The sequence below is a fragment of the Glutamicibacter sp. 2E12 genome (assembly GCF_050030965.1).
In the GTDB taxonomy this organism is placed as follows: domain Bacteria; phylum Actinomycetota; class Actinomycetes; order Actinomycetales; family Micrococcaceae; genus Glutamicibacter.
The window spans coordinates 2,614,791-2,635,921 of the sequence record NZ_CP188297.1 but is presented as its reverse complement, the minus strand read 5'-3'; the positions used below and the strand labels follow the sequence as shown (position 1 = coordinate 2,635,921).

Sequence of the window (21,131 nt, the reverse complement as noted above, 5' to 3'; positions counted from 1 at the left end):
TGCCGTGCGTGGTTGTTCTTCGCCTGCGCCTAGGCGCTGAAGACCTGGCCGGTGAGCCGTTCGTAGGCCTCGATGTAGCGGGCACGGGTCTTCTCGATGATTCCGGCTGGCAGCTGAGGCGGTTCTTCGCCCGAGTTCTTGTCCCAACCCGATTCGGCGGAGGTCAGCCAGTCGCGGACGAACTGCTTGTCGAAGCTGGCCTGCGCCTGGCCCGGCTTGTAGGATTCGGCATCCCAGAAACGCGAGGAATCCGGGGTCAGCACCTCATCGCCCAGGGTGATCTCGCCGGTGGCCGGATCAGCTCCGAACTCCACCTTGGTATCGGCCAGGATGATGCCGCGCGCGCGGGCGATCTGCTCGGCCTGCTCGTACAGGGCCACGGTCTTCTCCCGCAGCGCCTCGGAAACTTCGGCGCCAACGCGTTCCACGGTCTGCTCGAAGGAGATGTTCTCGTCGTGCTCCCCCACCTCGGCCTTGGCCGATGGGGTGAACAGCGCCGGTTCCAGGCGCGAGCCATCCACCAGTCCTGCCGGCAGTGGCAGCTCGCACACGGTCTGCGAGGCCTTGTACTCGGCCAGGCCCGATCCGGTCAGGTATCCGCGGGCGATGCACTCGATCGGGTACATCTCCAGCTTCTTGCACACCATCGCGCGTCCGGCCACCTCGGCTGGAACATCGGTGGAGATGACATGGTTGGCGAAGTCGCCCAGCTGCTCGAACCACCAGAGGCTGAGCTGGGTCAGCACCTTGCCCTTGTCCGGGATTTCGCTGGCCAGCACGAAGTCGTAGGCGCTGATGCGGTCGGAGGCCACCACGAGGACACGGTCGGTGCCTTCGAAGCTGGCGCCCGCAGGCACGTACAGGTCGCGTACCTTGCCCGAGTAGTAATGGTCCCAACCTTCTAGGTCGAGCACTTCGGTCTGGAATCCTGCCATGAGTTCTGTAGTCCTCTACTTGCTTTCGTTGGCGATGGCGATTTCGCCGCGTTCGGCCTTCAACGCAATGTCGGTGCGCGACTGGGCACCGTCCCAGCTGATCTCGGCAACCCCGGCGTACGCTGCGGCGCGGGCCGCGGCGAGGTCATCGCCCAGGCCCACCACGGCCAGTACGCGGCCACCGGAAACAATGATGTTCCCTTCAGCATCCGCGGAAGTTCCGGCATGCATCACGTGCACGCCGTCAATTCCGTTGGCTGCCTCCAGCCCGGAGATCACCGCTCCCTTGACCGGGGTGTCCGGGTAGTTCTCGGCGGCGATGACCACATCAACTGCGGTCTGCGCGGACCAGGTCAGCTGCTCGGCATCATCGAGCCGGCCCTTGGCGGCAGCCAGCAGCACACCGCCCAGCGGAGTCTTCAGCCGGGCAAGGACAGCCTGGGTTTCCGGGTCGCCGAAGCGGGCATTGAACTCGATGACGCGGATGCCGCGCTTGGTGATCGCCAAGCCGCAGTACAGCACGCCGGTGAATGGGGTGCCGCGCTTTTCCATTTCGCGCAGGGTCGGGTAGGCGACGCGGTCCATGACCTCGTCGACGAAGCTCTCCGGCAGCCATTCCAGCGGCGAGTAGGCACCCATGCCACCGGTGTTCGGGCCTTCGTCGTTTTCGAAGATGCGCTTGAAGTCCTGTGCCGGGGCCAGCGGAACAGCATGCTTGCCATCGCAGATGACAAACAGGGAAACTTCTGGGCCATCGAGGAATTCTTCGATCACTACGGTTCCGCCGGCGGCAAAACAGGCTTCTGCGTGCTCCAGCGCTTCGTCGCGATCGCCGGTGACCACGACGCCCTTGCCGGCGGCCAGGCCATCGTCCTTGACCACGTACGGCGCACCGAAGTCATCCAGCGCGCTGGCGGCTTCCTCGCGGTTGGTGGCCACATGGGCCATGGCGGTGGGAACCTCAGCGGCAGCCATGACGTTCTTGGCAAAAGCCTTGGACGCTTCGAGCTGCGCGGCAGCCTGGGTCGGGCCGAAGACCGGGATCTGCGCTGCGATCAGCGCATCGGAAACACCGGAAGCCAGCGGCGCTTCGGGGCCGACGACCACCAGATCGCTGCCCAGTTCCCGGGCGAGCGCGACGACTGCGGCAGGATCCTGCGCATCGATCGCGTGGGTAGTGACGTCCTGTGCGATACCGGCGTTGCCGGGGGCGCAATGAACTTCGTTGACGTAGGGGTCTGCACTCAGTGCACGGACAATTGCATGCTCACGGCCGCCTGGGCCAATAACCAGTACCTTCACCCGGTCGAGTTTACCGGAGATCCAGCGGGTCAACCGCGTCTATGACGCGCAGGCATTAGCCGCAGGCCCCGTCCATCTGGCCGCCCGCCTGGCACCGGGCCGAGGGGCGAATTCGGCGCCAGCAAGCCCAAAGCGCCCCCTGGAAGTCTTCGGCACAGCATCATGCCGGCATCCAACCGGCGCTGCGTTGGCTGAACTAGAGTTGGCATGGCTGGATTTCTCGGTTTTCCAGATCCACAGTAGATGCCCAGCGCACGCAAATATGACGTTTCTCCGTCATTGAGAGAAAGTGGAATCGACCCATGGCAATCAAACGGCGCGTTGATGAAACCGCTGGCCGAGCGGCCCTGCGCGAATGGTCCGGAACCACGCAGGGACAAGGAAAAATAGCCCGCCCGGTGCTCGCCACCGCGGTGCGCTTTTCGCTGGAGGAGCTGGCCTCCCGCGCCGAGGGCAACTCGGTCGAGGTACGCGTTCCGCCCTTCGGTGTGACTCAGTGCATAGCGGGTCCCCGGCACACCCGCGGAACACCTCCGAATGTAGTCGAAATGCCTGCTGAGCTCTGGCTTTCCCTTGCTACTGGGCGTATCGGCTGGGCCGAGGCCTTGCAGACTGGGCAATTGCATGCTTCGGGACTTAGGGCAGACTTGTCAGCGCACCTACCACTTATTGAGTACCCTTAAGGGTATGGAGCAACACCCCGCTACCCCGTCTTCTGCCGATCAGAGTGTTGAAGTGCATATTCACTCGTCGCCCAAGTTCTGGCCGTTCATTTTGACTTTCGCGGTCCTTGGCGCGCTAGCCGGTCTCATCATTGGCCTGCTTGGCGAACCATCGCAGGATTACACCCGCACCTCGGCGTCCGGATTCTTCGCCATATTCGGTGCAGGCCTGGGCGTAGGCATCGGCGCATTGGCGTATGTGATTGTTGATCGCGTGACCTCACGCAAAACCACCAAGCATCTGGCAGTTCCTCTGGCCGAGGGCACTGACTCCAGCGGACTACAAGGCTAGGCAGCTTTTCTCCTGAATTAGAAGAGCAGGCGGCCGCGCACCTGGCCGCCACCCACCACATTTTTGGTCGGTGTCGACCAACTGGAACATGAGAGAATAACCAACATGGCGCGTGGCGATGGATTCTTAAATCACGACCTGCTTCCAAACGAAAAGGGGCCGCAGGATGAATGCGGCGTTTTTGGCGTTTGGGCTCCTGGCGAAGAGGTCGCAAAACTCACCTATTACGGCCTGTATGCCCTGCAGCACCGCGGACAGGAATCCGCTGGTATTGCCACGAGCGACGGTGCGCGTATCAACGTCTACAAGGACATGGGCCTGGTCTCCCAGGTGTTCGACGAGAATACGCTGAACTCCATGGCCGGCCAGCTGGCTATCGGCCACTGCCGCTACTCGACCACCGGTGCCAGCCACTGGGCCAATGCGCAGCCGACCTTGGGCCCGACCCAGGCCGGTACCGTCGCCCTGGCCCACAACGGCAATCTGACCAACTCCGCTGATCTGGCCGATATGGTCTCCGCCAAGCAGCAGGCCGAAGGCGGCAAGGTCCGCGGCGAACTCGCCCAGGGCAACACCACCGACACCGCCTTGGTCACCGCCTTGCTGGCCGGTTCCGAAGGCCAGTCGCTGGAAGAAACCGCGCTGGAGCTGCTGCCGAAGATCGAAGGCGCCTTCTGCTTCGTCTTCATGAACGAGGACACCCTCTACGCAGCCCGCGACCCGCATGGTGTTCGCCCCCTGGTCCTGGGCCGGCTGGACCGAGGCTGGGTTGTTGCTTCGGAGCAGCCTGCACTGGCTACCGTTGGCGCCTCGTTCATCCGCGAAATCGAACCCGGCGAAATGATCGCCATCGACGAGAACGGCGTGCGTTCCACCCGCTTCGCCGAAGCCACCCCCAAGGGCTGCGTCTTCGAGTACGTCTACCTGGCTCGTCCCGATGCTGCCATTGCCGGCCGCTCGGTCTACGAATCCCGCGTGGAAATGGGCCGCCAGCTGGCCCGCGAGAACAGCGCGGACGCGGACATCGTGATCCCGGTTCCGGAGTCCGGCACCCCGGCCGCCATCGGCTACGCCGAGGAATCGGGCATTCCATTCACCCACGGCTTCGTGAAGAACGCCTACGTGGGCCGTACCTTCATCCAGCCATCGCAGACCCTGCGCCAGCTGGGCATCAAGCTCAAGCTCAATGCGCTGGAAACCGTGCTGCGCGGCAAGCGCGTCGTGGTGGTGGATGATTCGATCGTCCGCGGCAACACCCAGCGCGCGGTGGTGCGCATGCTGCGCGAGGCCGGTGCCGCCGAGGTGCATGTGAAGATCTCCTCGCCTCCGGTCAAGTGGCCTTGCTTCTACGGCATCGACTTCGCCTCGCGTGCCGAGCTGATCGCCAACGGCGCTGCCGTGGCTGAGATCGCGACCTCCATCGGCGCGGACTCCTTGGCCTACATTTCCGAAGACGGCATGATCGAAGCGACCCGCCAGCCGCGCGAGCGCCTGTGCACCGCGTGCTTCACCGGCGAGTACCCGATCGCCTTGCCGAACGAGGAGCGCCGCGGCAAGAACCTGCTGGAGCGCAGCAACCAGGGCGGCTGCGAGCCAGGTCCTGATGCCGAGTTCGAAACCAACAGCTAATCCCCTCCACGATCCCAACCATCTCGTTGCAAAGGGCGCCGGAAATGCGGCGCCCAGAACAGAAAAGGAACCGACTGCCATGAGCGGCAATGATCAGCAGCCAACTTCCATCACCTATGCCGGTGCCGGCGTTGACGTTGAGGCCGGTGACCGTGCCGTTGAGTTGATGAAGGGCGCGATCAAGGCAACCCACACCGCGGGCGTTGTCGGAGGGGTCGGCGGCTTCGCCGGGCTCTTCGATGTATCGTTCCTGACCGGTTACAAGAAGCCGTACCTGGCTACCTCCACCGACGGGGTGGGCACCAAGGTTGCCATCGCCCAGAAGCTGGACATCCACGACACCATCGGCCAGGACCTGGTCGGCATGGTGGTCGACGATATTGTCGTGGTGGGCGCCAAGCCGCTGTTCATGACCGACTACATCGCCACCGGCAAGGTCGTCCCGGAGCGCATCGCGGATATCGTGCGCGGCATCGCGGAAGGCTGCAAGCTGGCCGGCACCGCGCTGGTTGGCGGCGAAACTGCGGAGCACCCGGGCCTGCTGGCCGAGGACGAATACGATGTTGCCGGTGCTGCTACCGGTGTCATCGAAGCTGACCAGCTGCTGGGCCCGGAGCGCGTGCGGGCCGGCGACGTCGTCATCGGCATGGCGTCCTCGGGCATCCACTCCAACGGCTACTCGCTGGTGCGCCGCGTCATCGCCCACGCCAAGTGGGAGCTGGAACGCGAAGTTGCAGAGTTCGGCAAGACCCTGGGCGAGGAACTGCTGGTTCCGACCCGCATCTACACCACCGCTTGCCTGGATCTGGTGGGCGAGCTGAACGACGGCGAGAACTTCGGCGTGCACGGCTTCAGCCACGTCACCGGTGGCGGCCTGGCTGCCAACCTGGCTCGCGTGCTGCCCCAGGGCCTGATGGCCCGTGTGGACCGTTCGACCTGGTCCCTGCCAGCAGTCTTCTCCACCATCGCCCAGCTGGGCAACGTGCCACAGCCTGACCTTGAGCGCACCCTGAACCTGGGTGTGGGCATGGTTGCTGTTGTTGATCCAGCTGTAGCTGATCGTGCCGTAGAGCTGCTGAACAAGGCTGGCATGGGAGCTTGGGTCATGGGCGGCGTCGAGAATATCGATCCAGCGGCAGCCGATGCCGGACTGGACTACGTCCAGGGAGCCAAGGGCGTTGACGGCGGCGCAGTGCTGCTGACCGGCAACTACGCCAAGTAGTACTCGCAGGATCCGCTTCCTTGCCGATGCGCCGCACTGATCCCAGTGCGGCGCATCGGTTCTTTAACGCCATCGCCATGCGAATGGGGATGCAGGGTTGACCGGAGCCCTCTTGCCCGGCTTCCAGGCGCCAGGCAATGCTGCCGGTGGTGCTGCACCAGTGCGAGCTTCCTGCCGGGCTGAGTGCCCAGAGCAGCATTTGGCACGCTTCATTGGTGTCCCTTGCGGGACGAAATACCGGCCTGCTAGTCCAGTTGTTTCAGGGCGTGCTCCAAAGGCACACGCCAGCGCCAGGTTGCTTTTTGTTCACCGCGGACGTGGCCGTTGGTAATCAGCGCCACCGGCAAATCCCGCTTGACGAAGTTCAACAGGATCTTGTACCCGCTCATCACTGCAAGGGAGGAGCCCAGCACCAAGAGCGATGTGGATTCCGCTTCCAGTGCCGCAATGCGTTCCTTGCGTTCAACCGGAACGTTCTCGCCGAAATACACCACATCAGGCTTCAGGGCCAGCGAGCCGCAGCTCAAGCAGGCCACCATGTTGAACCGGTCAACCAGATACTGGGGCAGCTCCACATCCCCATCGGGGTTCACCGCGCTGGGGTCGATTTCCACGGCTTCCAAATAGCCTTCGTTGGCCGCCTGCAGGCGCAGATCAAAGTCATTGCGGTTCTCGCTGTACCCGCAGTCCAGGCAGCGGACGATCGACAAGTCGCCATGGACCGGAATGACCCGTTTGGATCCGGCCTGCTGGTGCAGCCCGTCAACGTTCTGCGTAATGATTCCACTGATTTTCCCGTGCTCTTCCCACTGCACCAAGCGCTGGTGAATGTGGTTAGGCTCGGCTTTGTCCATATGGCGCCAGCCGACGTAGCCACGGGCCCAATAGCGCTGCCGGGCTTCAGGACGGAATCGGAATTCTTGATAGGTCATCGGCCTGTGGCGCTGCAATGAACCGTTGGGTCCCCGGTAGTCGGGGATTCCGGAATCGGTAGAAACACCGGCTCCGGTGACCACCAGGACCCCGCCAGCGGAAAGCATTTGGCGCACCCCGGCACGCGCTTCAGCTTCCGGGGATTCAGGTGCCTGCTGCTCGACAATGCGCTGCATCGACCGGATGGCCGAATGATGCGCCATCTGGATGGATAGCTCTTCTGGAGTGCTCACGTTCCACCTAACAATTACTGGGCACGACAAAGGCCGCAACGACTAAAAGCTAATTTAGCTTAGTCGCTGCGGCTTGTCGCAAAATGTACTGAAGAGCTGTACCACTCAATGCTTAAGGTGTGGCACTCTGAGCCAAGGACTCCCGGCATCAGAAGACGAGGCTACTCGTCTTCGTCATCTCCCGAGTACTTCTTAGTCAGCTCGTCGTATTCCGAATATTCTTCGTCATACGATGAATCATTACGCTCAGTGTTCTGAGCATGATGATCGGACTGAACGCCCAACTCGCGTTCAAGTGCCGAAAGGTCAGTGGACGGCGAGTAGTACTTGATATCTCGCGCCTGACGCTGTGCTTTAGCCTTTTGACGGCCGCGCCCCATGGCGTGACCCCCTCTTTTCAGTAGAGTCGGGAGGTGGTCCACCTTGAAAAGATGAAGGCCCCCGAATATGTGATCAGTTCTTTCGTAATTAAAGGTTAACACGATTCACCGGCGAGCGCTGAATGCAACACCCTCCGAAACCGCTAGACTGTCGATTAGTCCAACGACTATGTATTGAGCCGGCGAGCGATCGCCCGACCCAACCACGAAGGAGCTCAACAGGTGGTGGAAAACAATCTGCCCGAGCCGCAGGCGGCTTTGCCGCCATTGCAGCCAGAACCGGAGAAGCCCAAGCGTCAAAGTGCCCAATGGGCCTTGATGATTGTCGCCGTTCTCGCACTGGCCGCGGCAGTGGTTTTCGTGGTGTTGAGACTAGTGGATCCCCCTGCTTCGCCAACTGCGAACAACGTGGAGCGCAACGAGAATCCAGGCCTCGACGGCATTGTTGCCACCGAGATGCCTCCAACCCAGTTGGAGCAAGGCGACTGCCTGCGCGGATTCAATTCACCACTGGATCCGCAGACGGTCGTAACCTGTGATTCCTCCCACAATGCCCAACTGATCGGCATCTTCCAGGTCACTGGCGAGGAGTACCCGGGAGCCAACGTGCTGCTCACCCAATCCGAAGACCTGTGCAAATCGGTGTCACTGGATCCTCGTGCAGGGCTGGACTCCACCTGGACCTATCACTTCTCGCGTCCCTCGGAGAGCACCTGGGGCCAGGGCGACCGCACCGTTTCGTGCTTCCTGAGCCTGTCCGAGGGCGACGTCCGCAACTCGTTGCTGCCAGAGGGCGCTACGGATGGAGAATCGGAGAACTCCGAAGAGGAGCCGTCCAAGGCACAGGAGACCACCGACAGCTAAGTCTGCGTTCAGGAAAAATGGCGAGGGCATGAACGGGATTCCATCCGTTCACGCCCTCGCCATTGCCAGGCTCCTAGGCCTTCTTGGCAACTTTGAGCTTGTCGCCAACTTCGTCCAGGGTGACCCCTACAGTATCCCCGTCCTGCACCGTTCCAGCCAGGATCTCCTTGGCCAGCCGGTCTCCGATCTCGCGCTGCACCAGGCGGCGCAGCGGACGAGCGCCGTAGGCAGGATCGTAACCGGTCAGGGCCAGCCAATCGCTGGCGGCCTGATCCACCTCCAGGTTCAAGCGGCGGTCGGCCAAGCGCTGTGCGAGCAGGTCGATCTGCAGCTTGACGATGCTGCCCAGCTCTTCGATGCTCAATGGGTCGAAGAGGATGACCTCATCGAGACGGTTCAAGAACTCCGGCTTGAACGATGCATTGACCACGCTCATCACCGCTGACTTCTTGGCCTCGTCTTCCATGCTCTGGTCCACCAGGAACTGGGAACCCAGATTCGAGGTGAGGATCAGAATGGTATTCCTGAAGTCCACGGTGCGGCCCTGGCCATCGGTCAGCCGCCCGTCATCGAGCACCTGCAGCAGGATATCGAATACTTCCGGATGCGCCTTTTCCACCTCGTCCAGCAGAATCACCGAGTACGGGCGGCGGCGCACAGCTTCGGTCAGCTGCCCGCCCTCTTCATACCCTACGTAGCCCGGAGGGGCACCGACCAGGCGCGAAACCGCATGCTTCTCCGAGTATTCGGACATGTCGATCCGCACCATCGCCCGTGGATCATCGAAGAGGAAGTCAGCCAGGGACTTGGCCAGCTCGGTCTTGCCGACACCGGTAGGACCCAGGAACAGGAAGGATCCGGTAGGCCGGTTCGGGTCGGCAATGCCGGCGCGGGTACGGCGAACGGCGTCAGAGACAGCGGCAATAGCCTGCTTCTGCCCCATCAGGCGCTGCCCGATGATTTCTTCCATATCCAGCAACTTCTGGCTTTCGCCCTGCAGCATGCGCCCGGCCGGAATACCGGTCCACGCCGAGATGACTTCTGCAATGTCATCCGCGGTGACTTCCTCGGCAACCATGGTGTGCGTATCGGCCTTATCGGCTTCGGCAGCTGCCGCCGCATCCAGTTCCTGCTGCAGCGTTGGGATCTCCCCGTAGAGCAGGCGAGAGGCCTGCTCCAGGTCGCCCTCGCGCTGGGCCTTGTCGGCCTTGCTGCGTAATTCGTCGAGCCTGACCTTCAGGTCACCGACGCGGTTCAAGCCAGCCTTCTCGGCTTCCCACTGGGAGTTCAGCGCGTCCAGCTGTTCCTTCTTGTCGGCCATGTCCTTGCGCAGCGCATCCAGGCGTTCCACCGAAGCTGGATCCGTTTCATCGGACAGCGCCAGCTCCTCCATGGTCAGCCGGTCCACCTCGCGGCGCAGCTCATCGATTTCCTCCGGAGCCGAGTCGATCTCCATGCGCAGGCGGCTAGCGGCCTCATCAACCAGGTCGATGGCCTTGTCTGGCAGCTGGCGGCCGGAGATGTACCTGTTGGACAGCGTGGATGCTGCCACCAAGGCGGAGTCCGCAATGGAAACCTTGTGGTGCGCCTCGTAGCGCTCCTTCAACCCACGCAGGATGGCAATGGTGTCATCCACGCTGGGCTCACCGACATACACCTGTGCGAAGCGGCGTTCCAGGGCGGGATCCTTCTCGATGTTCTCGCGGTACTCGTCCAAGGTAGTAGCACCAATCAAGCGCAACTCGCCGCGGGCGAGCATTGGCTTGAGCATGTTCCCCGCGTCCATGGCGCCTTCGGAGGCTCCGGCGCCGACCACGGTGTGGATCTCGTCAATGAAGGTGACAATCTGGCCGTCCGAAGCCTTGATCTCTTCCAATACCGACTTCAGCCGCTCTTCGAATTCGCCACGGTACTTGGCGCCGGCGACCATGGCGCCCAGATCCAGCGAGATCAGGGTCTTGCCACGCAGGGATTCCGGCACGTCGCCCGCGATCATGCGCTGGGCAAGCCCCTCAACTACAGCGGTTTTGCCAACGCCTGGCTCGCCGATCAGCACGGGGTTGTTCTTGGTTCGGCGGGAGAGCACCTGGACCACGCGGCGGATCTCGCGGTCGCGGCCGATGACTGGATCCAGCTTGCCCGAGCGCGCCAGGGCGGTCATGTCGGTGCCGAACTTCTCCAGGGACTGGAAGGTGGCCTCCGGATCCGGATTATCGACCTTGCGGTCGCCGCGGATGGTGGGCAAGGTGCCCACCAGCAGTTCGCGGGTGGCCCCGAATTCGCGCAACGCGTCGCCGGCCTTGGTCTGGTCTGATGCCAAGGCGATAAGCAGGTGCTCGGTGGAGACATAGGTGTCCCCCATTTCTGCGGCAGCCGCTTGGGCGTTGCTCACAACCTGCAGCAGCTGTCGGGAGTACTGGGCTTGGGCCACTGAACTGCCGGAGCTGGAAGGCAATGCGTTGATGACAGCGCTTGCCTTGATCGAAAGCGCGTCGACATCCAATCCGGCGGTCTTCAGGAGGGCGACTGCGACGGAGTCGCGCTGGTCCAGCAAGGCCTTCAGCAGGTGCGCAGGTTCAATCTGCGGATTGCCTGCGGTTGAAGCGTTCATCCCGGAAGCCGAGAGGGCTTCTTGGCTCTTAGTGGTGAGTTTGGTGTCCACGCGCATCCTTTCTCTAATTGGGTGAACCCATAAACTTGAGTGTACTTAACTCAACTCTACTCGCACTCTTCGTATTCCAGCTAGAGCAAGATTTTCGAAAGATTTTCCATTTCACTTGCCCCAGAGGCAAAATACCTTGTCACTGACGATTTGCCGACTTAAGATAAGGCATGGCCAACCCGGATTCCAAAGACATTTTTTCACTGACCCACGATGATATGGTCCAAGTTTTCATCGATCAGCACCGGCAGATGCTGCTTTCCTGCACCGGCGGACTGAGTGAAGCCGAAGCCAGATTGAAGTTGGTTGAATCCAAGACCACGCTGCTCGGGCTGGTGAAACATGCGATCTTCGTGGAACGGGTCTGGTTCGGTGAAGCAGCCACCGGCCGGAGCCGTGCAGAGCTGGGCATTGCCTCTTCGCCCAGCAAATCATTCGACTTGGAGGCTTCCGACACCATCGATTCGATTCGGCACGAATATGCCCAAGCCATCGAACTGTCGCATCAAGCAGTCGAAGGCAAAACAGGAGATGACGTCTTCTCAGGCAACCGGCGTGGACCGCTGCCGCTGCGCTGGATCCAGCTGCATATGCTGCGTGAACTGGCACAGCATTGCGGACACGCAGATATCCTGCGTGAACAAATCCTGGCCGCGCGGAAATAGCGTGCCGCCCTCAACCGGTAGACTCCGGGCATGCCATTAGAACTCCACCCGCTTCCCGCTGAAGAATTCCATTCGTGGATGGCACGAAGTACCGCCGAGTACGTATCGGACCTTGTTGCCGCTGGCAGTTCCCAGCACAAGGCGCAGGAAGATGCAGACCGGGCCATGACCCGGGCCTTTCCCACCGGATTGCCAAGTTGCACCAATGCGGTATTCACCCTGGAGCATGGCATTTTCGGCGATGTGGGCTATGTCTGGATCGGCCACGACACCTCAGGCGATCCGGCTTCATGGTGGGTTTGGGACATAGTTGTCGACCCCGGGCACCGCGGCAAGGGGTTCGGACGCCAGGCCATGAATTTGGCCGAAGAATACGCCCGTGCCCACGGCGCACGTACCCTGGGGCTGAATGTGTTCGGATTCAACCAGAGCGCTCGCGGCCTCTATGAATCGCTTGGATATGAAACCACCAGCATCAAGATGCACAAGTCGCTCTAGCAGCGCCTAGTTCCTGCCCCTAGCCCACGTTGCTCCAAGCAAAGTGCATTCTTCGAATTGCTATTGACGCCTACCCAACTGCACAAAGACAAAGTACATTACAGATCATCATGACATCCACGGACCAAGATTTTTCCAGAAGCATCGCATCAGGATAAGCTGGTAGAACGTAAGGGAGTATTCATAATCGTTGAATCCGTCAATACGCAGGACTTCATGGTCCTGCCGGGTTTTGCGGCCAGCCCCGGGGTCGGTGAAGAGACTTACTCAGATGCGTTCGCGCGCTACTTACGAAAGCAGGAATCCCTATGGGAGTTTCCCCTATGATTTGGGGCATCACGATTGTCGTGATTCTCGCCCTTCTGGCCTTCGACTATTTCTTCCACATCCGCAAGGCCCACGTTCCATCGCTGCGTGAAGCAGCGATCTGGTCCAGCATCTATGTTGGCTTGGCCCTCGTTTTCGGTGTGCTGGTGCTGGTCTTCGGCGGAATCGACATGGGTGCCGAGTACTTTGCCGGCTACATTACCGAGAAGGCCCTGTCGGTCGACAACCTGTTCGTCTTCCTGATTATCATCGCCAGCTTCCGCGTACCCCGCGAAGACCAGCAGAAAGTCCTGCTCTTCGGCATCGTCTTCTCGCTGATCGCACGTACCGCCTTCATCTTTGTCGGCGCGGCGCTGATCAACCAGTTCGCTTGGGTCTTCTACCTGTTCGGCCTGATCCTGCTGTTGACCGCAGGCAACCTGCTGAAGAAGGATGACGAATCCGATGAGGCCAACAACTTCATCATCCGGATCGCCAAGAAGCTATTCCACACTACCGACAACTATGACGGCGACAAGCTGTTCACCAAGATCGATGGCAAGAAGGTCCTGACTCCGATGCTGCTGGTCATGGTGGCCATCGGCGGTACCGATATTCTCTTCGCTCTGGATTCCATCCCTGCGATCTTCGGACTCACCCAGAACGTCTACATCGTGTTCACGGCTACCGCCTTCTCGCTCATGGGACTGCGCCAGCTCTACTTCCTGCTCGACGGATTGCTGGACCGCTTGATCTACCTGTCCTACGGGTTGGCAGCAATCCTGGCATTCATCGGCGTGAAGCTGATCCTGCATGCACTGCACGAGAACAACTTGCCATTCATCAATGATGGTGAGCACGTGATGGTCATTGAAATCAGCACCGGCCTGTCGCTGAGCGTCATTATCGGCGTCCTGGTGCTGACAATTCTCGCTTCGCTGTTCAGCAAGGCAGGCAAGGCCCAGACTGCCATCGGCAACCTGCGCCGCCATGCCAACAGCTACAACGACCTGAGCTACACCTCGGACGCGGTCGAACGCGAACGCATCTACCGCGCCTTGGTGGAGGAAGAAGCGTATGTGAAAACCATGGAAAAGAAGTACCGCGACAAGGCCAAGGACGTGGACAAGATCCGTGTCGAGGTCGCCGAAGCGCACCGCCAGCACGATGAGTACCTCAAGAGCTGATCAGGTTCGTACATAAAGCGAATGGCTGCCAACCCCATCAAGGGTTGGCAGCCATTCGCTGTCTTGGCGCAGCCTAGCGGCGAACACCGCCGATGAAATAGTCCGAAGGCACAATGACCTTGCCCAGAGGCATCAGGGAAACCGGGATCATCTTCAAGTTTGCGATCCCCAGCGGGATGCCGATAATCGAAATGAACATCGGGATCGCGGTTACCACGTGCCCAACGGCAATCCAGATACCAGCAAAAATGATCCAGATGATGTTGCCCAGGGTGGAGAACGCGCCTACCGGGCCGTTGTCGACCACGGTGCGGCCAAACGGCCACAGCGCATAGCCGGCAATGCGGAACGAGGCGATGCCGAATGGAATGGTCACGATCAGCACGCAGCAGATGATGCCTGCCAACACGTAGCCCAAGGCCAGCCACAGGCCGCCGAAAAGCAGCCAAATAATGTTGAGAATACCGCGCACTAAATCAGTCATGGTTATATTCTCTGTCTTTTGCCTGTTTTACTCCATCGGGGATCCCCCCGATTTTCTTCTAGGGGTGTCCAATCCCCTACCGTTCGGCAAGCATCGAAGCAGCTTGCTCGGATAGGATTAATCATCATGAGCGAATCGAGCGAGCAGCAGCGCCCAGCCCACGGCACTGCCCCTAGGAACCCAGACCTTTTCCGTGCCGAGCCGGTATCCTTCGTGCGCCGCGGCAACCGCCTGCAGGGCCGCCGTGCCAGCGCCTGGGAGCGCAATGCCGATCAGTACGTCATTGAGCCGCCCCGCAAGATCGCCGACACTTCGGTTGCCGATGACTTCCAGCTCGATCCTGCCGAGGCTTTCGGACGCACCGCACCGCTGATCGTGGAGATCGGCACCGGCCTGGGCGAATGCATCGCCAACGCCGCCAAGGATGATCCCGAGCGCAACTACCTCGCCGTTGAGGTCTACCGTCCGGGCCTGGCCCAGCTGATGCTGAAGGTCGAGTCTTTCGGCATCACCAACGTCCGCGCAGTGCAGGCCAATGCCCCAGAGGTTCTGGATGTCATGCTGGACGAGAACAGCGCCGATGAGATCTGGATCTTCTTCTCAGATCCATGGCACAAGCCGCGCCACCATAAGCGTCGCCTGATCAAGGCCTCGTTCCTGGACAAGGTCTCCCGCGTGCTCAAGCCGGGAGGCACCCTGCGCTTGGCCACCGACTGGTCCAACTACGCCGAGCAAATGCGCGAAGTCCTCGAAGCCCATCCGGACTTCGAGAACCAGCATCATGGCAATCTGTCCGGCACTGAGAGCAACCTGACCAAGGTGCGCCGCGAGGGCATGGAAGGCTTCGACCCCGAGCCAGAATTCACAGATGCCCAGGGTGGCTGGGCCCCGCGTTTCGAGCGCCGGATCCTGACCAGCTTCGAAGGCAAGGCGCTCAAGGCTGGTCGTCTGGTCTTCGATCTGGCGTACACCCGCATCGGCTAGTCGCCGAAATAAAGCATTGAAGAGGCCATGGAATCCCTAGGATGGATTCCATGGCCTCTTCTTCTGCGCAAAGTCTGCACTACGCCCAAGCTCCGAGAATGGACTATGCCGGGGTGCGGCTAGAACAATTGTCAATGGACCACGCCCCGGATCTGATCCAGCTCGCAGCCAACGGCCAGTTGGATGAAGCGTGGTTTGCTACCACTCCATCGGCCGAATCCATGCGCTTGGATATCCAGCGCCGCTTGGCATTGCAGGAAACTGGCGAGATGGCTCCCTTTGCGATCATCGACCTGTCCACCGGCAAAGCGGTGGGGGCCACGACTTACTTGAATATCGACGCGGCAAATCACCGCGTGGAAATCGGCTCAACGTTCCTGGCCATGCCAGCCCAAGGCACCGGGATCAATCCAGCTGCCAAGTTCATGCTGCTGCGCCGGGCTTTCGAGGAACTGGATTGCTATTCAGTGGCTTTCTGCACGCACTGGCACAATGCCGCTTCACGCGCCGCGATTGCACGGCTCGGCGCCAAGCAGGATGGCGTGCTGCGCAATCACAAATATGATCCAAAGAGCGGCACCCTGCGCGATACGGTGGTGTTCTCAATACTCCCGCACGAATGGCCTGCCGCGCGCACCCAATTGGAAGCGCGCTTGGCCCGGCACGGACGGATCTAGCGTCCGATAGCGCGGCGCGCGGTAAACAGCGTCACGGTCGGTTCACGGCGTTCAGGGCGCATGCCCCTAGCCAACGAAACGATGTCGCCTCCAGCGGTGCCCGCAGCGAAGATGCGAGATTGGCCCTGGCGTACGGCGGAAAGTTCTTGGCGAAGCCCATTGACTTCGGTTTGCAGATAGGCGACTTGATCTTGCAGGTCCAGGATGCGCTTGATGCCCTCGAGCGAGACGCCTTCCTTGCTCAGGGCCTGCACCTGGCGCAACAGTGATACGTCGCGCTGCGAGTAGCGGCGTTGCTTTCCGCTCTGGCGGCTGGGCGAAACCAAACCAATGCGGTCATACTGGCGCAGCGTCTGCGGATGCATGTCTGCAAGTTGCGCGGCGACGGAAATGACGAAGACAGGTCGCAGGTACTCCCCGTTCACGTTGCTTCTACCACCTTTCTGCAAGGACCTTGGATTCGGTCCCTATTGCCTTCGAGTCTATCTTCCCTGCCCAGCCAATTCGATGACGGGGCAGGGAAGACAGCCTATTGGGTTCAGAGCTTGGCTTTGGCAGCCAAATCCACTCGTGGATCCTCGCCCTCGGTGGCTGATGCGAAGTCCTCCACGGCCTTCTTTGCAGCATCCGAGAGGTTCTGCGGAATCGCGACATCCAGGACGATCAGCAGATCGCCGGTGGCCTTGGAGGTCTTCACGCCGCGGCCCTTCAGACGCAAGGTGCGCCCGGAGTTGGATCCAGCGGGAACCTTCACCGCAACGGAATCCCCGTCCAGGGTCGGTACGTGGATCTTTGCTCCAAGCACCGCTTCAGCGAAGGTCACCGGCACGTGGATGCGGATGTTGTTCTCTTCGCGCTTGAAGAACGGGTGCTCGCTGACCTTGACCTTGACCAGCAGGTCGCCGTTGCCGGCAGCACCAGGCTGGCCCTTGCCGCGCACGCGCACCGACTGGCCATCCTTGATGCCCGCCGGTATGCGCACGTCAATGACCTCGCCATTCTGCTCGCGCAGGCCAATGGTGGTGCCCTTAATTGATCCGGAGAAGGAAATCGTGGTGCTCGCCGTGCGGTCAGCACCCTTGCGCGGTGGTGCGCTCTGGCCGAAGCCGCCGCCACCGAAACCGCCGCCACCACCGAAGAGGTCGGAGAAGTCCGGCTGCCCGCCGCGGCCACGTGGGCCCGCTCCGCCGCCTCCGAAGAGGTTGGAGAAGATGTCCTCGAAGCCGGCTTGCCCGCCGGGGCCGCCCGGTCCGCCACCAGCAGAGAATCGCGCTCCGCCGCCCATGGCGCGGATCGCGTCGTACTGCTCGCGCTCTTCCTTGTCCGAAAGCACCGAGTTGGCTTCGGAGATGTCCTTGAATTTCTTTTCAGCGGCCGCATCACCCTGGTTGGTATCCGGGTGGTACTTGCGCGCAAGCTTGCGGTACGCCTTCTTGATGTCCGCCTCGCTGGCGTCCTTGGAGACGCCCAGAATGGCGTAAAAGTCTTTTTCGATCCAGTCCTGACTTGCCATCAGGGCCCCATCCTTTCAGTGCCAATTCGACACTGCCCACTGTCGAAGACTCGGCAGTGGGCAGTATCGATTGTGCTATTCGTGGCTATTCGCCGGTTGCTACCAGCACCTGAGCTGCACGCAGGATGATGGTTCCCTTGCGGTAACCGGTGCGCAGCACCTGTCCCACGTGGTCGGCTGGAATCTCGTCAACAGCCTGGCGAAGCAGGGCTTCGTGGATGTTCGGGTCGAATTCCACGCCGGCCTCGTTGATGCGCTCCAGGCCATGCTGAGCCAGAATTCCATCCAGCTTGTTGGCGATCGATGCGAACGGGCCGTCGGCGAGGTCGCCGTGGGCTCGCGCCGCATCGATGTCGTCAAGCACCGGAAGCAGGGTGTTGAGCACGGACTGCACGGCGTTTTCACGCGCTACGGCCCGGTCGCGTTCCACGCGCTTGCGGTAGTTGACGTATTCGGCCTGCAGGCGCAGCAGGTCGTTGCGCAGTTCGGTTTCCACCGCACCGGCCTCTTCCGGCTGCGCCGAATCGGCTTCAGCGCCAGCAGCAGCTTCGTTCAGGATCGCCTCGGCCTGACCCAGGGCGTCAGCGGTTGGCTGCTCGTTGGCGGCCTCTGGCTGGTTCTCCGGCTCCTGGCCGGAGTTCTCGTTCTGGTCCTTTGCCTCGGACATATTCCTAAACTCCTTACTTCTTGTCGGCTTCGTCTTCGTCGATGACCTCGGCGTCGACGATGTCTTCATCAGCGTTCGGTGCCTGCTCGCCCTCAGGAGCCTGGGCGCCCTCGGCCTGCGCGTTGGCGTAGATTGCCTCGCCCAGCTTGGTCTGCGATGCCTGCAGCTTCTCGAACGCGGCCTTGACCTCGTCGTCGTTGTCCTGCTTCTCCAGGGCAGCCTTCAGGGCGTCGACGTCAGCCTGGACCTCGGTCTTGACCTCTTCAGGCAGCTTGTCTTCGTTGTCCTTGATCAGCTTGTCTACGGAGTAGGCAGCCTGCTCAGCGGCGTTACGGGTCTCAGCGGCCTCGCGGCGTGCCTTGTCTTCTTCGGCGTGTGCTTCAGCTTCCTGGACCATGCGCTCGATGTCTTCCTTGGACAGCGAGGAACCACCGGTAATGGTCATCGACTGCTCGGTGCCGGTGCCCTTGTCCTTGGCGGATACGTGCACGATGCCGTTGGCGTCGATGTCGAAGGTGACCTCAACCTGCGGGATGCCGCGAGGAGCCGGTGCGATACCGGTCAGCTCGAAGGTGCCCAGCGCCTTGTTGTCGCGGGTGAACTCGCGCTCGCCCTGGAAGACCTGGATGGATACCGAAGGCTGGTTGTCCTCGGCGGTGGTGAAGGTCTCCGAACGCTTGGTCGGGATCGCGGTGTTGCGCTCGATCAGCTTGGTCATCACGCCGCCCTTGGTCTCGATACCCAGGGACAGTGGGGTGACGTCGATGAGCAGAACGTCCTTGCGCTCGCCCTTCAGCACGCCTGCCTGCAGCGCTGCGCCCACGGCGACAACCTCATCTGGGTTCACGCCCTTGTTCGCTTCCTTGCCGGCCAGGTCCTTGACCAGTTCGGCAACGGCTGGCATGCGGGTGGAACCGCCAACCAGGATCACGTGGGCGATGTCCGAAACCTTGACGCCTGCCTCGGCGATGACGTCGTTGAATGGCTTGCGGGTGCGCTCCAGCAGGTCCTTGGTCAGGTCCTGGAACTTGGCACGCGAGAGGTGCTCGTCCAGGTGCACTGGGCCTTCCGGGGTCACCGAGAGGTACTGCAGCGAGATGTTGGTGCTGGTAGCCGAGGACAGTTCCTTCTTGGCCTGCTCAGCAGATTCCTTCAGGCGCTGCAGCGCGATCTTGTCCTTGGACAGGTCCGCGCCCTTGGCCTTGGCCTGGGCCAGCAGCCAATCCACGATGCGCTGATCCCAGTCGTCGCCGCCCAGGCGGTTATCGCCTGCGGTAGAGCGGACCTGGATGGTCGAGAAGCCGTCGTCGTCCTTGCCGACTTCCAGCAGGGAAACGTCGAAGGTGCCGCCACCGAGGTCGAAGACCAGGATGAGCTCGTCTTCCTGGCCCTTTTCCAGGCCGTAAGCCAGCGCAGCTGCGGTTGGCTCGTTGACGATGCGCAGGACGTTCAGGCCGGCGATCTCGCCAGCTTCCTTGGTGGCCTGGCGCTCTGCGTCGTTGAAGTATGCAGGAACGGTGATCACCGCGTCGGTGACCTTCTCGCCCAGGTACGACTCAGCGTCGTTCTTCAGCTTCATCAGGGTACGAGCCGAGATTTCCTGAGCGGTGTACTTCTTCTCGTCAACGTCAATGGTCCAGTCGGTACCCATGTGACGCTTGACCGATGCGATGGTGCGGTCGATGTTGTTGACGGCCTGGCGCTTGGCGATATCGCCAACCAGGACTTCGCCGCTCTTCGAGAAAGCAACGATCGACGGGGTAGTGCGGTTGCCTTCCGCGTTTGCGATAACGGTTGGCTCACCACCTTCGAGCACGGAAACGACGGAGTTGGTGGTTCCTAGGTCGATACCTACGGCACGCGACATAATGGCTCTCCTTTGCCTTGGTTGAAAGTACTAACGCTGAGGACATTTATCCTCATTGAGCGTTCTGCACTCAAGTTTACTCAGCCACTTTCGGCTGTCAAATCAACTTGAGCGAAGGTGACTCAACTTTGCGTTCTGCTCATTTCAACTGCGGTGGTGAGAGAATAATTCCCGTCCTGAAAAAATTTTTCATTCATCCGCTTTCAACGCTTCCAGCGGGCGGGAAAAGCGGCAGCTAGGAGCCACCTCATGGAAACGAAGCGCAAGTTCCAGGATCTGCCACCGGGCGGAAAGATCGCGGTCGCCTCTGCGGCAGTTGCCGAGCTGACCTTGATGGTTGCGGCACTGCGGGATTTGTACAAGCGCCCTGCCGAACAAGTCAAGGGTCCAAAGCCGGCATGGGCAGCGGCCAGCATGATCAATTTCCTTGGCCCCATCGCCTATTTTGCTTTTGGACGCCGCAAGTAATCCCTTGGCATTCCATAGCCACTGGAAAGCAAGCCGTCCTCGTTGGTTCGAGGACGGCTTGTTCGCTTTCAGCGAGTTCCGGTTAGCCCATCAGGCTAATTCCCCGGGCAGCCAGAACGCCAAACGCGGTGCCCCACAAGATAATCGAGATGATCTGCCAGATGATCACCTTCTGCTTATTGGCGCCGAAGGAGACCAAGGCAGCCGAGGTCACCTGCGAAGGCAGGATGGTCTGCCCCAGAAGGCTCACCCCGGCAATGCCGTATTTATCGAAAGCTCGGCGCAGCTTCTCGAACTTGCGTTCCTTCTTCTCCGAGTCCTTGCCCTTGCGAACCTTGTTGCGCACGGCGTGGGCGCTGTTGACGAACAACAGCATGGAAATCACGTTGCCGATCACGGCGGTGGCGATGGCAGCAACCACCGGAACACCGATGACCACGCCAATGGCCGAACCAAAGTAGGACTCGATCAGCGGAATGGCAGCTAGCAAAGCAACAGCCAAGAACTGTAGCGGTTCTGGGAAGGACGCGGCGAAGTTCTGCAGGGATTCAATCATGGCTGGTGCTCCTGAAGCGGTGATGGTTAATCGGCGACTCGTTGCTTCAATCCTATGTATCGCCTAGTCGAGGAGGGATCAATCA

At 61.0% G+C, this 21,131-nt stretch carries 22 protein-coding genes; 11 read left to right on the top strand and 11 right to left on the bottom strand.

Annotated elements, in window-relative coordinates; all coding sequences use genetic code 11:
- Window positions 1–29: 29 nt before the first annotated feature.
- Both ACP3TE_RS12305 and purD read right to left on the bottom strand, forming a co-directional pair.
- Window positions 30–935 (bottom strand): phosphoribosylaminoimidazolesuccinocarboxamide synthase, encoded by a 906-nt coding sequence (locus ACP3TE_RS12305; protein ID WP_332498200.1) that lies wholly within the window; start codon window positions 933–935, stop codon window positions 30–32.
- Window positions 936–950: 15 nt separating this feature from the next.
- On the bottom strand, window positions 951–2,237 hold the full coding sequence (gene purD / locus ACP3TE_RS12300) for a phosphoribosylamine--glycine ligase (RefSeq protein ID WP_426733738.1): 1,287 nt from the start codon (window positions 2,235–2,237) through the stop codon (window positions 951–953).
- A gap of 302 nt (window positions 2,238–2,539) precedes the next feature.
- Between purD and ACP3TE_RS12295 the strand changes: the two genes are divergently transcribed.
- The 4 genes from ACP3TE_RS12295 (at window position 2,540) to purM (ending at window position 6,102) form a co-directional block, all read left to right on the top strand.
- A complete protein-coding gene (locus ACP3TE_RS12295) occupies window positions 2,540–2,920 on the top strand; it encodes a sterol carrier family protein (RefSeq protein ID WP_105656988.1) in 381 nt (126 codons plus the stop codon).
- A gap of 4 nt (window positions 2,921–2,924) precedes the next feature.
- A complete protein-coding gene (locus ACP3TE_RS12290; protein ID WP_426733736.1) occupies window positions 2,925–3,251 on the top strand; it encodes a hypothetical protein in 327 nt (108 codons plus the stop codon).
- 105 nt (window positions 3,252–3,356) lie between these two features.
- Window positions 3,357–4,880 carry an amidophosphoribosyltransferase gene (purF, locus tag ACP3TE_RS12285; RefSeq protein WP_105656990.1) on the top strand — a complete coding sequence of 508 codons (1,524 nt, stop codon included), beginning with the start codon at window positions 3,357–3,359 and terminating at the stop codon, window positions 4,878–4,880.
- A gap of 79 nt (window positions 4,881–4,959) precedes the next feature.
- Window positions 4,960–6,102, top strand: a complete 1,143-nt coding sequence (gene purM, locus ACP3TE_RS12280) for a phosphoribosylformylglycinamidine cyclo-ligase (protein ID WP_332485915.1) — start codon at window positions 4,960–4,962, stop codon at window positions 6,100–6,102.
- A 245-nt stretch (window positions 6,103–6,347) separates the two neighbouring features.
- Here the strand turns inward: purM and ACP3TE_RS12275 are convergent, their stop codons facing one another.
- Together ACP3TE_RS12275 and ACP3TE_RS12270 are read right to left on the bottom strand one after the other, a co-directional pair.
- Complete coding sequence (locus tag ACP3TE_RS12275) at window positions 6,348–7,238, bottom strand: Sir2 family NAD-dependent protein deacetylase (RefSeq protein WP_105657085.1); 891 nt, start codon at window positions 7,236–7,238, stop codon at window positions 6,348–6,350.
- Between the two features lie 191 nt (window positions 7,239–7,429).
- The gene (locus tag ACP3TE_RS12270; RefSeq protein WP_105657086.1) at window positions 7,430–7,648 is read right to left on the bottom strand and encodes a DUF3073 domain-containing protein; all 219 of its coding nucleotides are present in this window, start codon (window positions 7,646–7,648) and stop codon (window positions 7,430–7,432) included.
- Between the two features lie 222 nt (window positions 7,649–7,870).
- Here ACP3TE_RS12270 and ACP3TE_RS12265 point away from each other — a divergent pair, with 222 nt between their 5' ends.
- Complete coding sequence (locus tag ACP3TE_RS12265; protein ID WP_105656992.1) at window positions 7,871–8,512, top strand: septum formation family protein; 642 nt, start codon at window positions 7,871–7,873, stop codon at window positions 8,510–8,512.
- Between the two features lie 73 nt (window positions 8,513–8,585).
- Here the strand turns inward: ACP3TE_RS12265 and clpB are convergent, their stop codons facing one another.
- A complete protein-coding gene (gene clpB, locus ACP3TE_RS12260; protein WP_426733733.1) occupies window positions 8,586–11,174 on the bottom strand; it encodes an ATP-dependent chaperone ClpB in 2,589 nt (862 codons plus the stop codon).
- A 170-nt stretch (window positions 11,175–11,344) separates the two neighbouring features.
- On the opposite strand from clpB, the gene ACP3TE_RS12255 reads away from it, so the two are divergent.
- From ACP3TE_RS12255 to ACP3TE_RS12245, 3 genes are all read left to right on the top strand, one after another.
- On the top strand, window positions 11,345–11,839 hold the full coding sequence (locus tag ACP3TE_RS12255) for a DinB family protein (RefSeq protein ID WP_133833563.1): 495 nt from the start codon (window positions 11,345–11,347) through the stop codon (window positions 11,837–11,839).
- A 30-nt stretch (window positions 11,840–11,869) separates the two neighbouring features.
- Window positions 11,870–12,337 (top strand): GNAT family N-acetyltransferase, encoded by a 468-nt coding sequence (locus tag ACP3TE_RS12250; RefSeq protein ID WP_133833562.1) that lies wholly within the window; start codon window positions 11,870–11,872, stop codon window positions 12,335–12,337.
- Between the two features lie 308 nt (window positions 12,338–12,645).
- Window positions 12,646–13,830, top strand: coding sequence for a TerC family protein (locus ACP3TE_RS12245; RefSeq protein ID WP_105656995.1), 1,185 nt, complete (start codon window positions 12,646–12,648; stop codon window positions 13,828–13,830).
- Between the two features lie 73 nt (window positions 13,831–13,903).
- Here the strand turns inward: ACP3TE_RS12245 and ACP3TE_RS12240 are convergent, their stop codons facing one another.
- The gene (locus tag ACP3TE_RS12240; protein WP_105656996.1) at window positions 13,904–14,314 is read right to left on the bottom strand and encodes a YccF domain-containing protein; all 411 of its coding nucleotides are present in this window, start codon (window positions 14,312–14,314) and stop codon (window positions 13,904–13,906) included.
- A gap of 126 nt (window positions 14,315–14,440) precedes the next feature.
- Here ACP3TE_RS12240 and trmB point away from each other — a divergent pair, with 126 nt between their 5' ends.
- Together trmB and ACP3TE_RS12230 are read left to right on the top strand one after the other, a co-directional pair.
- A complete protein-coding gene (gene trmB, locus ACP3TE_RS12235) occupies window positions 14,441–15,298 on the top strand; it encodes a tRNA (guanosine(46)-N7)-methyltransferase TrmB (protein ID WP_133833561.1) in 858 nt (285 codons plus the stop codon).
- Between the two features lie 50 nt (window positions 15,299–15,348).
- Complete coding sequence (locus tag ACP3TE_RS12230) at window positions 15,349–15,975, top strand: GNAT family N-acetyltransferase (RefSeq protein WP_400341976.1); 627 nt, start codon at window positions 15,349–15,351, stop codon at window positions 15,973–15,975.
- On the opposite strand, the gene ACP3TE_RS12225 is transcribed toward ACP3TE_RS12230, so the two are convergent.
- From ACP3TE_RS12225 to dnaK, 4 genes are all read right to left on the bottom strand, one after another.
- Window positions 15,972–16,400, bottom strand: coding sequence for a heat shock protein transcriptional repressor HspR (locus ACP3TE_RS12225; protein WP_105656998.1), 429 nt, complete (start codon window positions 16,398–16,400; stop codon window positions 15,972–15,974). The two genes, ACP3TE_RS12230 and ACP3TE_RS12225, sit on opposite strands and share 4 nt — an antisense overlap.
- Window positions 16,401–16,513: 113 nt before the next feature.
- The gene (locus tag ACP3TE_RS12220; RefSeq protein WP_105656999.1) at window positions 16,514–17,488 is read right to left on the bottom strand and encodes a DnaJ C-terminal domain-containing protein; all 975 of its coding nucleotides are present in this window, start codon (window positions 17,486–17,488) and stop codon (window positions 16,514–16,516) included.
- A gap of 85 nt (window positions 17,489–17,573) precedes the next feature.
- A complete protein-coding gene (locus ACP3TE_RS12215; RefSeq protein ID WP_105657000.1) occupies window positions 17,574–18,155 on the bottom strand; it encodes a nucleotide exchange factor GrpE in 582 nt (193 codons plus the stop codon).
- A gap of 13 nt (window positions 18,156–18,168) precedes the next feature.
- A complete protein-coding gene (dnaK, locus tag ACP3TE_RS12210) occupies window positions 18,169–20,022 on the bottom strand; it encodes a molecular chaperone DnaK (RefSeq protein ID WP_105657001.1) in 1,854 nt (617 codons plus the stop codon).
- A gap of 249 nt (window positions 20,023–20,271) precedes the next feature.
- Between dnaK and ACP3TE_RS12205 the strand changes: the two genes are divergently transcribed.
- Window positions 20,272–20,490 carry a PLD nuclease N-terminal domain-containing protein gene (locus ACP3TE_RS12205; protein ID WP_426733728.1) on the top strand — a complete coding sequence of 73 codons (219 nt, stop codon included), beginning with the start codon at window positions 20,272–20,274 and terminating at the stop codon, window positions 20,488–20,490.
- An 82-nt stretch (window positions 20,491–20,572) separates the two neighbouring features.
- On the opposite strand, the gene ACP3TE_RS12200 is transcribed toward ACP3TE_RS12205, so the two are convergent.
- Complete coding sequence (locus ACP3TE_RS12200) at window positions 20,573–21,046, bottom strand: small multi-drug export protein (RefSeq protein WP_105657003.1); 474 nt, start codon at window positions 21,044–21,046, stop codon at window positions 20,573–20,575.
- Window positions 21,047–21,131 lie beyond the last annotated feature (85 nt).